This window comes from Streptomyces sp. JLBJ103 (assembly GCF_058215575.1).
On the sequence record NZ_CM177089.1, the window covers coordinates 2401257 to 2416274 of the forward strand.

Annotated in this window: 15 protein-coding genes; 9 read left to right on the plus strand and 6 right to left on the minus strand. The window is 71.7% G+C overall.

Going from position 1 to position 15018, the window contains the following annotated elements; genetic code table 11:
- The first annotated feature begins 90 nt into the window (after positions 1-90).
- The 5 genes from AC4BEG_RS10275 to AC4BEG_RS10295 all read left to right on the plus strand — a co-directional run bounded on the left by AC4BEG_RS10275 (position 91) and on the right by AC4BEG_RS10295 (position 5333).
- Positions 91-1059, plus strand: a complete 969-nt coding sequence (locus AC4BEG_RS10275; protein WP_490705582.1) for an ABC transporter ATP-binding protein — start codon at positions 91-93, stop codon at positions 1057-1059.
- Positions 1060-1061: 2 nt separating this feature from the next.
- Positions 1062-1832, plus strand: a complete 771-nt coding sequence (locus tag AC4BEG_RS10280) for an ABC transporter permease (protein ID WP_490705583.1) — start codon at positions 1062-1064, stop codon at positions 1830-1832.
- Between the two features lie 278 nt (positions 1833-2110).
- Positions 2111-3007 carry a hypothetical protein gene (locus AC4BEG_RS10285; protein ID WP_490705584.1) on the plus strand — a complete coding sequence of 299 codons (897 nt, stop codon included), beginning with the start codon at positions 2111-2113 and terminating at the stop codon, positions 3005-3007.
- A gap of 80 nt (positions 3008-3087) precedes the next feature.
- The gene (locus AC4BEG_RS10290; RefSeq protein ID WP_490705585.1) at positions 3088-4305 is read left to right on the plus strand and encodes an ABC transporter ATP-binding protein; all 1218 of its coding nucleotides are present in this window, start codon (positions 3088-3090) and stop codon (positions 4303-4305) included.
- Positions 4302-5333 carry an ABC transporter permease gene (locus tag AC4BEG_RS10295; RefSeq protein ID WP_490705586.1) on the plus strand — a complete coding sequence of 344 codons (1032 nt, stop codon included), beginning with the start codon at positions 4302-4304 and terminating at the stop codon, positions 5331-5333. The genes AC4BEG_RS10290 and AC4BEG_RS10295 overlap by 4 nt, the downstream gene beginning before the upstream one ends.
- A 30-nt stretch (positions 5334-5363) precedes the next feature.
- On the opposite strand, the gene AC4BEG_RS10300 is transcribed toward AC4BEG_RS10295, so the two are convergent.
- Positions 5364-5681 (minus strand): Rv1322 family protein, encoded by a 318-nt coding sequence (locus AC4BEG_RS10300; RefSeq protein ID WP_490705587.1) that lies wholly within the window; start codon positions 5679-5681, stop codon positions 5364-5366.
- A 232-nt stretch (positions 5682-5913) separates the two neighbouring features.
- On the opposite strand from AC4BEG_RS10300, the gene AC4BEG_RS10305 reads away from it, so the two are divergent.
- Positions 5914-6948 (plus strand): LLM class flavin-dependent oxidoreductase, encoded by a 1035-nt coding sequence (locus AC4BEG_RS10305; protein WP_201882565.1) that lies wholly within the window; start codon positions 5914-5916, stop codon positions 6946-6948.
- A 37-nt stretch (positions 6949-6985) separates the two neighbouring features.
- Here AC4BEG_RS10305 and AC4BEG_RS10310 read toward each other — a convergent pair whose 3' ends face one another.
- Entirely contained in the window at positions 6986-7378 is a 393-nt protein-coding gene (locus tag AC4BEG_RS10310) for an SCO5389 family protein (RefSeq protein ID WP_201882476.1), read from the minus strand.
- Positions 7379-7589: 211 nt separating this feature from the next.
- Here AC4BEG_RS10310 and nucS point away from each other — a divergent pair, with 211 nt between their 5' ends.
- Complete coding sequence (gene nucS / locus AC4BEG_RS10315; protein WP_490705588.1) at positions 7590-8252, plus strand: endonuclease NucS; 663 nt, start codon at positions 7590-7592, stop codon at positions 8250-8252.
- A 169-nt stretch (positions 8253-8421) separates the two neighbouring features.
- Here nucS and AC4BEG_RS10320 read toward each other — a convergent pair whose 3' ends face one another.
- The 4 genes from AC4BEG_RS10320 to AC4BEG_RS10335 form a co-directional block, all read right to left on the minus strand.
- A complete protein-coding gene (locus AC4BEG_RS10320; protein WP_490705589.1) occupies positions 8422-11040 on the minus strand; it encodes an ATP-binding protein in 2619 nt (872 codons plus the stop codon).
- 226 nt (positions 11041-11266) lie between these two features.
- Positions 11267-11590, minus strand: a complete 324-nt coding sequence (locus tag AC4BEG_RS10325; protein ID WP_055547659.1) for an STAS domain-containing protein — start codon at positions 11588-11590, stop codon at positions 11267-11269.
- A 155-nt stretch (positions 11591-11745) separates the two neighbouring features.
- Positions 11746-12594 carry a 3-hydroxyacyl-CoA dehydrogenase family protein gene (locus AC4BEG_RS10330; RefSeq protein ID WP_490705590.1) on the minus strand — a complete coding sequence of 283 codons (849 nt, stop codon included), beginning with the start codon at positions 12592-12594 and terminating at the stop codon, positions 11746-11748.
- Positions 12595-12674: 80 nt separating this feature from the next.
- Entirely contained in the window at positions 12675-13313 is a 639-nt protein-coding gene (locus tag AC4BEG_RS10335; RefSeq protein WP_490705591.1) for a TetR/AcrR family transcriptional regulator, read from the minus strand.
- An 81-nt stretch (positions 13314-13394) separates the two neighbouring features.
- Here AC4BEG_RS10335 and AC4BEG_RS10340 point away from each other — a divergent pair, with 81 nt between their 5' ends.
- The gene (locus tag AC4BEG_RS10340) at positions 13395-14177 is read left to right on the plus strand and encodes an ABC transporter ATP-binding protein (protein ID WP_490705592.1); all 783 of its coding nucleotides are present in this window, start codon (positions 13395-13397) and stop codon (positions 14175-14177) included.
- A 77-nt stretch (positions 14178-14254) separates the two neighbouring features.
- Positions 14255-15010, plus strand: coding sequence for an ABC transporter permease (locus AC4BEG_RS10345; protein ID WP_490705593.1), 756 nt, complete (start codon positions 14255-14257; stop codon positions 15008-15010).
- Positions 15011-15018 lie beyond the last annotated feature (8 nt).

Here is a 15018-nt window from a genome sequence, read left to right on the forward strand (position 1 = left end):
TGGGGGAGAACCGAGCCAAAAAAGGGGGAACGTACTCCGCCGGGCGGCGGCCCGGTGGCGGGGGTGACGGGCCGCACTTAGCGTGGCCGCATGATCGAGATCGAGGGGCTGAGCAAGACCTACGGCGACACACTCGCCGTGGACGGTCTCTCCTTCACCGTCCGGCCCGGTGTGGTCACCGGCTTCCTCGGTCCGAACGGCGCGGGCAAGTCCACCACCATGCGGATGGTGCTGGGCCTTGACCACCCGACGTCCGGCCGGGTCCGGATCACCGGACAGCCCTATGCGCGGCTGACGGACCCGCTGCGCCATGTCGGCGCCCTCCTCGACGCCAAGGCCGTACACGGCGGCCGTAGCGCCTTCCATCACCTGCTGTGCCTCGCGCAGAGCAATGGCGTACCGCGCTCCCGGATCCATGAGGTGCTTGACCTGGTCGGACTCGGTTCGGTCGCCCGTAAACGCTCCAAGGGTTTTTCCCTGGGAATGAGTCAACGGCTGGGGATCGCGGCCGCGATGCTGGGCGATCCATCGATCTTGATGTTCGACGAACCGGTCAACGGACTGGATCCGGAGGGCATCCACTGGATCCGGAATCTCATGCGGGATCTGGCGAGCCAGGGCCGGACTGTGTTCGTATCAAGTCACCTGATGAGCGAAATGGCACTCACGGCCGACCATTTGGTCGTCATCGGTCAGGGACGACTTCTCGCCGATACCTCGATGTCCGATTTCATCACCCAGCATTCACGTTCCTATGTTCGGTTGCGGTCGCCCGAATTCCAGCGGCTGGGCGATGTTCTGGCCGCGGGCGGTATCACGGCGGTACCCGGCTCCGACGGCTCGTTCGAAGTGGACGACGGCGATCCGGTGCGTCTGGGCCAGCTGATGGCCGACCACCGGCTGGTGCTGCACGAGCTGAGTCGGCAGCAGGCGTCCCTGGAGGAGGCGTTCATGCGGCTCACCGCCGGGTCGGTGGAGTACCACGCGCATCCCGCGGGCGCCGATGAGCCCGCCCCCGCCGCCTGGGGCACCGACTGGCGGTCACGGAAGGAGTCCTGACGATGGCGGTGGTGACCCAGGTGCTGCGCTCGGAATGGACCAAGATCCGCTCGGTGCGCTCGACGGGGTGGACGCTGGGCGTGGCCGCACTGGTCACGGTCGCGCTCGGGGCGCTGATCAGCGCGCTGGTCCGGCATGACTTCGGCAGCCTGTCCCGCCACGACAAACAGGTCTTCGACCCGACCTTCGTGAGCTTCGCCGGAACCGGGCTCGGTCAGCTCGCGATGATCGTCTTCGGGGTGCTGGTGGTCTCCGGCGAGTACGCCACCGGAATGATCCGCACCTCGCTCGCGGCCGTCCCGCGCCGCGGCGTCCTGTTCTTCGCCAAGGTCACCGTGGCGGCACTGCTCGCCCTGGCGGTCTCCATGCTGACCAGCTTCGCCGCCTTCGCCACCGGCCAGAGCCTGCTGGGCCGGTACGGGACGTCGCTGGACGACCCGGGGGTGCTGCGCGCGGTCCTCGGCGGCGGGCTCTACATGACGCTCATCACCGTGTTCTCGATGGCCGTCGCCACGATGCTGCGCAGCCCGCTGCTGTCCCTGGGCGTGCTGATGCCGTTCTTCTTCCTGATCTCGAACATCCTGGCCAATGTGGAAGTGACCCGGAAGTTCGGCGAATATCTTCCGGACCAGGCGGGCCAGCACATCATGCGGGTGATCCCGGACCGCGACGGCGCCCCGTACGGCCCGTGGGGCGGCCTCACCATCATGTGCCTGTGGGTGGCCGCCGCCCTGGTGACGGGATATCTGCTGCTCAAGCGCCGCGACGCCTGAGTGCCCCGCGCCCCTTCGGGGCGCATCCGAACCGCACCGGACCGCCAGGAGCCCGCTGAGGCCCGACAGCGCCTGGCCGAGCGGCGGCCGCGGCCGATCTTCGTGGGCCCGCGACGCCTGGCACCGCGCCTCGCCGCGTTGTCGGGATCTTCCGAGTACGCCCAGTACGCGGACGACCCTCCTGCGATCCTCCCCCAGCTACCGCTGGGAGGTGCCCCCTCACCAGACGCCGCGGCCTGACCCACGAAGATCAACAGGACAGGACCTAGGCTCGCGGTGTGACCGACCGCAGCCTCGCCGCCCTGGGCTTCGCCGATGTGCCCGCCCGGCAGCCGCTCAGCTACCCCGGCCGCCCCGTCACCTCCTCCACCCTGCTCACCGGCGGTGAGCTGTGGCCCCTGGAGCCCGCGGCGGGACGGCTGGGCAGCTGGCCGGTGGCCGGCCCGGACGGGCGGCGCGTCCCGCTCGACGCCGAACTGGCCCGGCTCGGGGTGCCGACGGCCGGGGAGCGCACCCCGGTCATCGCCGTCGGCTCCAACGCCTCCCCCGCCCAGCTGCACTACAAGCTGTCCCGGCCGGACGCCCCGTACGCGGTGCCGATGGTCCCCGTGGACATCACCGGAATCGCGGTCGGCTGCTCGGCGCACATCGGGCGCTACGGCTATGTCGCCTCCGCGCCGTACATCGCTCCACAGGCGTGCACACCGCTGGTCGTCAGCTGGCTCGACACCGGACAGCTCGCGGCCGTGGACGCCACCGAGTACCCCAACTACCGGCGGGTGCTGCTGCCCGGCACCGACTTCCCGATGGTGCTGCCGTCCGGCGAGCGGCTGGGCGGCGCGTATCTGTACGCCGGGGTGCGCGGGGTGCTGCGGAACCCGGCCGCGACGGCGCCGCTGCCCGGAGGCGGCGACCAGAGCGCGCTGCTGACCCGGCTGCTGGCCGCCTCCGCCCGGCTGCGCGCCCTGCTCGGCCCCGATCCGGGCTCCTGGGTCGGGCGTGCGGGCGCCGATCCCGCGCTGCGGGAGGCGGGCACCCGCGCCTTCCGGGACGAGGGCTGGGCACTGCCGCAGGACGCGTTCGGGCGCTACGCCGAGGACGCCGGGGCCGCCGGGGCCGGGGATCACGGGCCGCCCGGGGCCCGTGATTACGATGCGCTCTCATTCCTCCCGTGAGGGGAACCGTCAACACGCCGCTAAGCTCCTAACCCTCACGGGGGCTCGCGCCCCGGACCCATTTGCACGAGGGGCGGAGAATGATCGAGGCAGTCGGCCTGACGAAGCGCTACGGCGCCAAGACGGCCGTGTACAACCTGTCGTTCCAGGTGAGGCCCGGTGCCGTCACCGGCTTCCTGGGACCCAACGGATCCGGCAAGTCGACAACGATGCGCATGATCCTGGGGCTCGACGAGCCCACCTCCGGGCAGGTCACCGTGGGTGGCTACCCGTTCCGCCGCCTCCCCAACGCGCCACGCCAGGTGGGTGCCCTGCTCGACGCCAAGGCGGTGCACGGCGGCCGCAGCGCGCGGCAGCACCTGATGTGCCTGGCCCAGCTGTCCGGTATCCCGGCCCGCCGGGTGGACGAGGTGCTGGGCGTGGTCGGCCTCCAGAGCGTGGCCCGCAAGCGGTCCAAGGGCTTCTCGCTCGGTATGGGCCAGCGCCTGGGCATCGCCGCCGCGCTGCTCGGCGACCCGCAGGTGCTGCTCTTCGACGAGCCGGTCAACGGGCTGGACCCCGAGGGCATCCTGTGGGTCCGCAACCTGATGAAGCAGCTGGCCTCCGAGGGCCGCACCGTCTTCGTCTCCAGCCACCTCATGAGCGAGATGGCGCTCACCGCCGACCACCTGATCGTCATCGGGCGCGGCCAGCTGCTCGCCGATATGAACGTCCGGGACTTCATCTCCTACAACTCGGCGGACTTCGCCCGCGTCCGCACCCCCGACGGCGAACCCGCGCAGCGGGAGAAGCTCACCTCGGCCCTCGGTGAGGCGGGCGGCCAGGTGCTGCCGGAGCAGGACGGCGCGCTGCGGGTGACCGGGCTGCCGCTGCCGCGGATCAGCGATCTGGCGCACCAGGCGGACGTCCGCCTCTGGGAGCTGTCGCCGCACCAGGCGTCGCTGGAAGAGGCGTACATGCGGATGACCTCGGGCGCGGTGGACTACCGCTCCACCGCGGACCAGCGCGCCGGGCTCATGGAGCCGGTCCCCGGAATGCCGCCGCAGGGCGGTGCGCACGGCTACGCCCCGGGGATGCCGGGCCAGCCCATGGGGCCGGGAGGCTTCCCGCCCGGCACCGTGCTGCCGGGGTACGCCGAGCCGCCCGCGGCACCGCAGGGCCACGCCCCGGCGCCGGGCACCCCGCCCCACGGACAGCAGGCCGCCGCCGCACCGGCCGCGGCGCCCGCGGCGCCGCCCACCGCGCCCCCGGCCGCCGCTCCTGATATGACCAAGCGCGACAGCGAGGACGCCCGATGACGACCCCGTACCAGCAGCCCCAGTCGGCGCCCGTCCCGCCGCACACGCCCCCGCAGGCGCCCCCCGCTCCGCACTCCGCCCCACCGGTGCCGCAGCAGCACGCGGCACCCGCCATGCCCCCGCAGTCGGCGCACCCGCAGCAGATGCCCCCGCAGGGGCAGATGCCCCAGCCGCAGATGCCGCAGCCGACACCGCCGCCCGCCGGGGGCAACCCGTCCCAGCCGTACGCCGCCATGGGCGCGTACACCTCGCCCATCCCGGTCCGGCGCACCCACTTCGGAGACGCCCTCGCCTCCGAGTGGACCAAGATCAAGTCGGTACGGTCGACGATCTGGACGCTGAGCGTGATGGTCGCGCTGGTCGTCGGAATCGGGCTGCTGGTCTCCGCGAGCACCAGCGACAAGGACTACGTCACCGCTCCCCCGACCCTCCCCGGCTTCGTCGGCACACTGCTGGGCCAGCTGTGTCTGGTCACGCTGGGCGTGCTCGTGATCTCCTCCGAGTACGGCACCGGGATGATCCGCACCACGTTCACCGCCTGCCCGCAGCGCGCCCGGGTGCTGACCGCCAAGGCGCTGGTCTTCTTCACGCTCTCGTTCATCACCACGACCGCCGCACTGGCGCTGGTGGCGTTCGCCAGTACCGGGATGCACAGCGGTCCGGACGTCATGGAGCCCAGCGGTAAGCAGTGGCTGGGCGCGACGGTGGGTGCCGCACTGTACATGTCGCTGCTGGGACTGCTCTCGCTCGCCGTCGGCTCCATGCTGCGGCACTCCGCGGGCGCCATCGCCACGATGCTCGGTGTGGTGCTGCTCCCGTCGATCCTCCCGCCGTTCCTGATGATGTCCGATAGCCTTTTCGACGTGGGCGAGACCATGCAGAAGTACTCCTCGCCCCAGTCGCTGGCCTCGCTCTTCCAGGTCTCCGACGACCTGGGCAACGGTATGGCGCAGCTGGGCCTGGTCGCCGGAGTCACCGGCGCGGCGCTGATCGCCGCTTATTCGCTGCTGGAGAAGCGCGACGTCTGAGGCCCCTTCCGGGCGGCCCGGGTCACGGGCTCAGTACTTCGGTGCGTTACGGGACCGCTGGAGCTTTGCGCTCCGGCGGTCCCGTGCGTTCCAGCACGCCTTGTGCCAGTGGCGGCGGTCGTCGGCCCCCGAATGCTGCTGCCAGGCGACCACATGGGGCACCCCCGGCGGGATCTCCTGGTCGCAGCCGGGGCAGCGGTAGTGCTTGGTGGCGGCGGCGCCGCTGATCTGCCGCACCACCCACTCCTCGTCCTGCCAGCTCTCGGTGCGCTCCAGTCCGAAGCGGTCGGCGCCGTCGCGGCCGACGGGCTGCTCGCCGCCTCGCGGGCGGTTTCGACGTGGAGACACGATGGCACCTCGGCAACTCGGCAACTCGGCTATGCGACAACGCTGGACGCTACAGGCTGTGACCAGCCTACGCGTTACGGTCACGCATCCGGAAAGCCGTCGTCCACTGTCACCCTCCGATCATCATGAAAACTTCTTGCCAAGCCGTGCCCTTGGCACGTGTCAGGCGTTAATGCCTTTGAGGGGGTGTGCCCGCGTCCGCGGACGATCCGCGACAAGGAGGCAGATGGCGATGCATGTGGGGGCTTTCATCCTGGCCGCTCAATTCCCGGGCCAGGGACAGCAGGAGGCGCTGCACCGGGCGGTGCGGTCGGCCGAACTGGCGGAAGTGGCGGGGCTGGACGCGGTCTGGCTCGCCGAGCACCATTTCGTTCCGTACGGAGTCTGTCCCTCCGCGGTCACCCTCGCCGCCCATCTGCTCGGCCGCACCCGCACCCTCGGGGTCGGCACGGCGGTGAGCGTGCTGCCCACGGCGCATCCCGTCGCACTGGGTGAGCAGGCGGCGCTGCTGCATCTGGTCTCCGGCGGCCGGTTCACCCTGGGGGTCGGCCGCGGCGGGCCATGGGTGGATCTGGAGGTCTTCGGCTCGGGCCTCGAGGCGTACGAGCACGGCTTCCCCGAATCACTCGATCTGCTGCTGCGCTGGCTGCGCGAGCCCCGGGTGGGGGCGGACGGAGAGCGGTTCGCCTTCCGCGAGGTGCCGGTGGTGCCGCGTTGCGAGGATCCGCCCGGCGCGCGGGGGTCGGTCTCCCCGCCGGTGGTCGTGGCTTGCACCTCGCCCGGCAGTGTGCGGCTGGCCGCCGAGCGCGGGCTGCCCATGCTCCTCGGTATGCACTGCGGCGACGAGGAGAAGGCCGAGGCGGTCGCGCTGTGGCGGAGCTCCGCGCTCGCCGCGGGCCGTTCGCCCGAGGAGGTCGAGGCGGCGGAGCATGTCTCGGCCGGAGTGGTGCAGATCGCGGATGCGCGCCCCGAGGCAGCGGAGACCCTGACCAAGGCGATGCCCGGCTGGCTGCGGCAGGGGCTCGGCGCCCATGTCACGGTCGACGGGCGGCAGCGCCGGATGCGTGATCCGGTGGCCTACGCGGAGTTGCTGTGCGAGCTGCATCCGGTCGGCTCGCCACGGCTGTGCGCCGACCGGCTGGCGGCCACCGCGGAGCGCACCGGAATCCGCCGGTTCGCGCTGCTGGTCGAGGGGTCCGGGGACCTCGCGACCACGGAGGAGAATGTGCGCAGGCTCGGTGGTGAAGTGCTGCCGCTCCTGTGCTGATACACCTCCCCCTGAGGGAGCGGCAGCGGTCATCGCGTCAGCAGTCGCGCAGTTCGGGCGACTGGTTCAGCAACTGCCCCCGAACCGAGGTGAAGCGCGCGAGGCGCTCATCCGCCGACGCGTCCATCGGAAAGACGGCCACCCGGTGACAGTTCTGAAAGGCCAGCCGCACTCCGAAGTGGCGCTGGAGCGCGCCGCGTATCGCGTCACTCGCCAGTGCGCGCAGCAGTTGACCGCGTGCCTGCTCGTCCGGCGGCGGCGTCTGGTTGTCGGCGAACTCCCCGCCGTCCACCTTCAGCTGGGCCACCAGGGAGCTGATCATCTCCCATGCGTAGGGTAGGGAGTTCCGGACGCAGTCGACGAAGTCCGCTTCGTCGACCTCGCCTCGCTCGGCCTGTTCCAGAAGGGCCGGTGAGACGTCGAGCGACATGGGTTCTCCTCTCGCGACCCCGCAGGCGGGGTCTCAGGGATGGGATGGGCGGATGGCGACGGAGCGTACCCGCCCGGCGACCGCCCGCTTCAACGGTAATTCGGCCACTCCACCCGCACCAGGAGAATGGGCACACAACCAGCCATCCCCGAACGGGTCCATCGCCGGACGAATCGCGTGGAGCCACCGCCGTCGAGTAGCGTTGCCGACCATGCGTCTCGTCATCGCCCGGTGCTCCGTGGACTACGCCGGCCGTCTCACCGCCCACCTTCCCTCGGCACCCCGTCTGATCCTCGTCAAGGCCGACGGCAGTGTGTCCATTCACGCGGACGACAGGGCCTACAAACCCCTCAACTGGATGTCTCCGCCGTGCACCCTCAAAGAGGGCGATGACAACGTGTGGACGGTCGTGAACAAAGCGGGGGAAAAGCTCATCATTACCATGGAGGAGGTCCTCCATGACTCGTCGCATGAACTCGGTGTCGATCCGGGCCTGATCAAGGACGGTGTCGAGGCCCATCTCCAGGAGCTGCTGGCCGATCGTATCGAGACACTTGGCGATGGCTGGACTCTTATTCGGCGTGAATACCCCACTGCCATTGGCCCCGTGGACATTCTCTGCCGGGACGCCGACGGCACGACCGTCGCCGTGGAGATCAAACGCCGTGGTGAGATCGACGGTGTCGAGCAGCTCACCCGCTATCTGGAGCTCCTCAACCGGGATCCCCATCTCGCCCCGGTGAAGGGGATTTTCGCCGCCCAGGAGATCAAGCCGCAGGCGCGGGTGCTGGCCACCGACCGCGGTATCGGCTGTGTGGTCCTCGACTACGACGCGCTGCGCGGTATCGAGGACGACAAGCTCCGTCTCTTCTGACGGCTGGGGGCAGCCGGTGACGGCCGTTCCGACGCTGCCGCCCGCCACACCCACCACTTCCCGCCATCCGACCGCGTCCGCGCCCGGCGCGATGCGGTCGCTCCACCCGGCGCGGACGCGCGGCCTCGTCGCCCGGCCTCGTCGCCCGGGATCGGTCTTAGGCCGAGACCTAGGCCGAGACCGACGAGGACGAGGACGTGGCGGGCGTGGTCGGAGCGCTGGCCGTGGTGGAGGTCTGACCCGAGGGCGTGGGCGCCGTGGTCGGCGGTGTGGTCGACGGGGTCGGCTTCTCCGTGGGGTCGTCCGGTGTGGTCGGCGTGGTGCTCGGCGTCCGGGTCGGACGGTGGGTGGGACGCTGCGTCGTGGGGTCCGACGACGGCGACGAGGGGCTGTTGGTCTCCGAGGGCTCACCGCTGGTCGACGGAGTGCCCGGAGACGCCGAGCCGCTGGGCTTACGGCTGCTGGGCGCGGTGGGCGAGGTGGAGGACTGCGGCACCCCGGTCGGCCCCGGCTGGGGGTTCCCGTCGGTGCCGCTGCTCGGATCGTCGGCGGTCCGGTCCTTGTCGTCGTCCTGCTGGGAGGCGGTCCGCTCGGGCTTGACGCGATCGGCGGGGCGGTCGTTGTCGTCGGACATGGCGCCCAGGGTCACCACGGTGCCGAGGACGGCCACCAGGAGCGCACCGGCACCCGCGGCGATCACATTGCGCCGGGCGCCGGTCACCGCCATCGCCAGACCGCGCAGTCCGCGCGGACGGCCGGCCGAGTCCGAGGACGCCGCCGAGCCCGAGGACGCCGCCTTCCCCGCCGAGCTCTGAGAGCCCGTCGAGCCCTGCCAGCCCGTCGGCCCCACCGCGGCCAAGACGCTCGTCTCGGCCGCCGGGCCGGCCGCGGCCGTGCCGACGGAGGTGAGCGGACTGGTCGCCGTCACCTTCGGCGTGACCACGGTGATCTCGGCGTCGGGGTCCGGCCCGCCCGGCGCGGACGCCGACTCCTCACGACGGGCGGCCGGGACCTCCTCGCCCGCCGCCGTACGGCCACCGCCACCGGCGGTGCCGAACGCACCGGCCATCGACGATCCGGCCGTGCGGTCGGTGACCAGTGCCAGGGCGCGCCGTCCCGCGACCGTGCCGCGCTTGTCGGCGAGCACGCCGCGCAGCCCGATGGACGCCTCCAGCTCCGCGCGGGCCCGGTCCAGATTGCCGGTGCACAGCGCCAGGACGCCCAGCTCGTGGTGGAAGTACGCCTCGTCGGAGACCTGCCCGGCCAGCCGGGCCGCCTCCTGGCCGTGGCGGACGGTCCGCTCCCAGGCGCCCCAGTGCAGCGCCGCGGCGAAGGCGGGGGCGGCGGCGCGGGCCAGCAGGACGGCGGCGTCGGCCTGGCCCGTCTCCCGCCCGGCGACCAGGGTGGTCATGGCGCCGAGGATGGCGTCCGCCTCGGCGGCCACCCGCTCCGGGGCGACCGAGGGGTGTGCGGCCCACCAGGCGTAGTGCCGGGCGACGGTCTGCGCCCGCCCGGCGGACTCCACGGCGTCCCCGGCGAACCCCTCGCCGGTGAGCTGGGCGGCCACTCCGGCGGCCAGCCGGAGTTGCGATCCGGCGCTGGTGGCCAGACCACAGCCGAGCAGCTCGCCGGGGGCCGCGTCCGCATGGTCGTCCTCGGTGAGCGCGGGCAGATGGGCCTGGTGCGGCAGTTCGCCGCCGAGTGCGACCGCGAACCGCAGGGTGTCCCGGGCCGCCCCGCCGAGCTCCCCGGCGAGCAGCGCGGCGGGGGCCGCGGCCTCGGCGCGGCTGGGCAGCGGTCCGCCGCCCCGCGCCTCACGCCACCGCAGCAGCGCACCCGCCTGGACGAAGCGCAGCGGCAGCCCCTCGGACTCGAACCACAGGTCCGCGGCCCAGCTCGCCTCGTCCTCCGTCAGGGGACGGCGTACGGCGCGCTCCAGCAGCTCCAGACCGGCGGTGCGGCTGAGGCCGGAGAGGAAGACCTCTTCGAGGTGCGAGTCGGCGGAGGGGGCCGCGATATCGGGGGTGGCGGAGATCAGGAAGGCGCACTCGGGGGTCGCGTCGAGGAACTCGTCCAGCGCGGCACCGCCGAAGTCGATGTCGTCGAGGACGACGACGGCGCCGATCTCTCGGACCGCCGCCAGCAGCTCCGCGCGGTCGGGGCGGTACAGCGAGGCGCGGTAGACGGCGGCGTAGAGGTCGTGGAGGAGGTCGGTGGGGGTACGGCGGTAGCCGGACAGGCACACCACACCGTCCGGGGCGATCCCCTCGCAGTCGTCGGCGACGGCCTCCAGCAGGGCGCTGCGCCCGGCGCCGGAGGGGCCGGTGACCCGCACCGAGCGGCCGCGGGCCAGCAGCCGGCGCAGCCGCTCCCGCTCCTCGTCGCGCTCCAGCATGGGCAGTTCGGCCGCCACGGTGCCGGAGGGGCGCGGCGCCGCGGCGGCCCGGCGCAGCTCGGTGCGCTCCTCGGCGCCGCGCCGCTCGGGCCGGGCGGGCCGCTCACCGGGCGGACAGGGCTCTATCTCACTGCCGTCGACGGGGTTGACGGTCAGCAGATGGTCGCCGGAGACGATCCGGGCGGTACGGGCGGGCGCGGGCTGGTCGCTGTCCAGATGGGGCAGGAGCGGATCGCCCAGCGGCGGGGTGGGTCCGTCCGGTGAGCCGTCGCGCCGAGACGTTTCACCGGGCCGGGAGGACGTCCCGTCGGCTGCCGGGTGCGAGCGCTCGGCGGGGCCGGAACCGGCGTCGTCGTGGCCGTGCTCTTCCGGTCCGCGGTTCATCGGCTCCATGTCATGGCCCCCCAGTGCGTGGCGTGCTGTGTGGCTCCCCGGCCCGCCGTCGCTTCTGGTCCGGTGCCGCCGTAGGGAAGGAAAGGGAAAGGGTCCCGGCGGTACCGAGCCCTAGACCTTCTCACAGTATCCACTCCCCGGGAGGGAGAGCACGCCGCCCCGGCACCCACGGGCGCCTGGGAGCCCGCCCCGGAGCTCGGGCCCCGGGGCCCGAGCCTCCACGGGTTCAGACGCGCGGCAGCGACTCGGCCTCGAGGCCGCCCTCGATCGCCAGGATGCGGTGCAGCCGGGTGGCCACCAGCAGTCGCTGCATCTGGGGCGGCACTCCGCGCAGCACGAGCCTGCGGCCCGCCCGGCCGGCCCGCCGGTGGGCGCCCATGATCACACCGAGCCCGGTGGCATCCCAGGAATCCAGCTCGGTGAGGTCCAGCACCAGATCCCCGCCGCCGGAGTCGACGGCGGTGTGCAGGGCCGTCCGGGCGTCCGCCGCGCTTCGGACATCCAGTCGGCCCCCGACGACCAGCTCGGCGTGGTCGCCCCTGATGTGCATATGCGCTCCCCACTACGGTGCGTCGTGTCGTCAATGAGCCATTCTGTCTACAGAACTGACTGCCTCTCACGCGACGAAGTTGCCGCCTGTAAGCGAACCGATACCGAATTCACCCTTGAGGGTGAGTTCCTGGGCCTGGCGCGGCACCCGGACCCTCAGTAGCGGTAGAAGCCCTCGCCGCTCTTGCGGCCGATGTCCCCCGCGTCGACCATGCGGCGCATGACCTCCGGCGGCGCGAACTTCTCGTCCTGCGACTCGGTGTAGATGTTCTCGGTGGCGTGCAGGAGGATGTCCACACCGGTGAGGTCGGCCGTGGCGAGGGGTCCCATCGCATGGCCGAAGCCCAGCTTGCAGGCGATGTCGATGTCCTCGGCCGTGGCGACCCCGGATTCGTACAGCTTGGCCGCCTCGACCACGAGCGCGGAGATCAGCCGTGTGGTGACGAAGCCCGCGACATCACGGTTGACGACGATACAGGTCTTGCCGACGCCCTCGGCGAACTCCCGTGCGGCGGCGAGGGTTTCGTCACTGGTCTTGTAGCCGCGCACCAGCTCGCACAGCTGCATCATCGGCACCGGCGAGAAGAAGTGGGTGCCGACGACCCGCTCCGGGCGCTCGGTGGCCGCCGCGATCTTGGTGATCGGGATCGCGGAGGTGTTGGAGGCGAGGATGGTGCTGTCCTTGACCAGCCCGTCGAGGGTCCGGAAGATCTCCCGCTTGACCTCGATCCGCTCGAAGACGGCCTCGACCACCACATCCGCGTCGGCGACGGCGTCGAGGTCGGTGGTGGTGGAGATGCGGGCGAGGGCCTGCTCGGCCGCCTCGGCCTCCATCTTGCCCTTGGAGACGAACTTCTCGTACGAGGCCCGGATGCCGTCCGTGCCGCGCCGCAGCGCCTCGTCGGTCACATCGCGCAGCACGACGTCCCAGCCCGCCTGAGCCGAAACCTGCGCGATACCGGACCCCATGAGTCCGGCTCCGATGACCGCGAGCTTCTTGGCCACGACACACACCCTTCGATCGACGTTGATGTGCCGGACCTTAACGCCCGTTCACCCCCTGTGGCAGCCCTTAGTAAGGCGCGTCACGGTGTGTTCTTCACCGCATAGTTGAGCGTGCGCTCCCCGAGGAGCGAGGTGACCAACTCCAGCCGCTTCAGCACCTTCCCCGTGATCTCGGCCGAGTCACCCCCGGCGGCGGTCAGCCGCTGGACGCTGTTGAAGATCACGCTGTTCACCCAGGCGAGCTGGCTGGCGACCAGCATCGGCTCGGGGTCCTCGGGGTCCGCCCCGGTCTCCTCGCACAGGGTGGCGCCGATCGCGTGGCAGGTCCGCTCGTGCATCGCCATCAGCCGCGAGGTCAGTGCCTGCGACCCCTGGATGACGGCCATGAAACGCGTGAAGCCCGGGTTGAGCGGGTCGTACTCGCCCCCCTCGACGGCGGCGCGCAGTTCACGCAACACGGCGACCGCGGCGGACTCCCCCACCGCGCGCGCGGTGATCCAGCTCGGCAGCCGGCCCACCATCTCGTCCTCCCGGTCGAAGAAGAGGTCCTCCTTGGCCGGGAAGTAGTTGTAGACCGTGTTCACGGAGACATCGGCCGCCTCCGCGATCTCGGCGATGGTGACCGCCTCGAATCCGCGCTCCAGGAACAGCCCGGTCGCCACATCCGAGATGTACTGCCTGGTCTGCCGCTTCTTCCGCTCCCTGAGCCCTTCCGCCATACCCGCCATCCTAGCTTCGCTGGTGCCGCTGAATTTTTGGGGCCATTGCAAATTTGGGGCGACACTGGTTTTCTGTTGCGCATGGCAGTCCTCATCACCAGCGGGCTCGCCCGCACCTTCCGGACCAAGCGCGGCCCCGTCGAGGCCGTACGGGGCATCGATCTGACCGTCGAGGAGGGCGAGATCCTCGGCTTCCTGGGACCCAACGGCGCGGGCAAGACCACCACGCTTCGCATGCTCACCACCCTGCTCCCGCCCACCGGCGGCACCGCCACCGTCGCCGGGCACGACCTGGCCCGCGACCCCGCCGGAGTACGCCGCAGGATCGGCTACGTCGCCCAGTCCGGCGGCGTCGACCCGACCGTCTCCGTACGGGAGGAACTGGTCACCCAGGGCAGGCTGTACCGGCTGACCGCCCAGCGGGCCGCCGCCCGCGCCGCGGAGCTGGCCGAGGACCTGGGCCTCGCCGAGCTGCTGGACCGCCCCTGCGGCGCGCTCTCCGGCGGACAGCGGCGGCGGCTGGACATCGCCCTGGGCCTGGTCCACCGGCCCCGGATCCTCTTCCTCGACGAACCGACCACCGGCCTCGACCCCGCCAGCCGCGCCGATCTGTGGCACCTGATCCGCCGGCTGCGCGATGAGCACCGGATGACGGTGTTCCTGACCACCCACTACCTCGACGAGGCCGACGCGCTCGCCGACCGGCTGGTCATCGTCGACCACGGGCGGATCGCCGCCGAGGGCACCTCGGCGCGGCTCAAGGCCGAGTACGGGGGTTCACCCGAGGCGACCCTCCAGGACACCTTCATCGCCATCACCGGGCGCGGCACCCCGTCGCGCGACACCGCCCCGCTCGCCGTCTGAGCCCTGACGTCCCACCCGGCCGCCAGAACCGGCCGGCCGCCGGAACCGGCCAACCCGCCCTCCCCGAAGGGAAATCCGTGCCCCACGTCCTCTCCGACACCGCCCTCGTCTTCGGCCGCTACGCCCGTCAGACCCTGCGCTCCACCCCCGCCCTGGTCTTCGGACTGATCCAGCCGCTGCTCTTCCTGGTCTTCTTCGGGCCCCTGCTCAACGACCTGCCACTGGGCGGCGACGGCGACTCCTGGCAGATCGTCGTCCCCGGCATCCTCATCCAACTCGGCCTGTTCAGCGCCTCGTTCGCGGGGATCGGCCTGGTGCTGGAAAAGCGCCTCGGCATCATCGAGCGGATGCGGGTGACCCCGGTCAGCCGACTGGCGCTGCTCATGGGCCGGGTGCTCAAGGACGTCGTCCAACTGCTGGTGCAGTCCCTGGTGCTGGTCGCCGTCGCCGTGGTGATGGGGCTGCGCGCCCCGGTGGCCGGGGTGGCCATCGGCTTCGTCTTCGTCGGGGTGCTCACCGTCTCGCTCGCCTCGCTGTCGTACGCGCTGGCCATGCGGGTCGCCACCCCGCAGGAGTTCGCCCCCGTCATCAACGCCATCACCATGCCCGCGATGCTGCTCTCCGGTGTGCTGCTGCCGATGACGCTCGGCCCCCGCTGGCTCGATGTGGTCTCGCACTGCGTGCCGTTCCGCTATCTGGTGGACGGGGTACGGGCCGCCTTCGCCGGTGAGTACGGGGACGGCAAGATCGCCCTGGCCTCGCTGGTGGCCACCGGTCTCGCGGTGGTGGCGGTGACGCTCGGCGCCCGGCTCTTCCGGCAGGCCGGAGCGTAGCCGCGGCG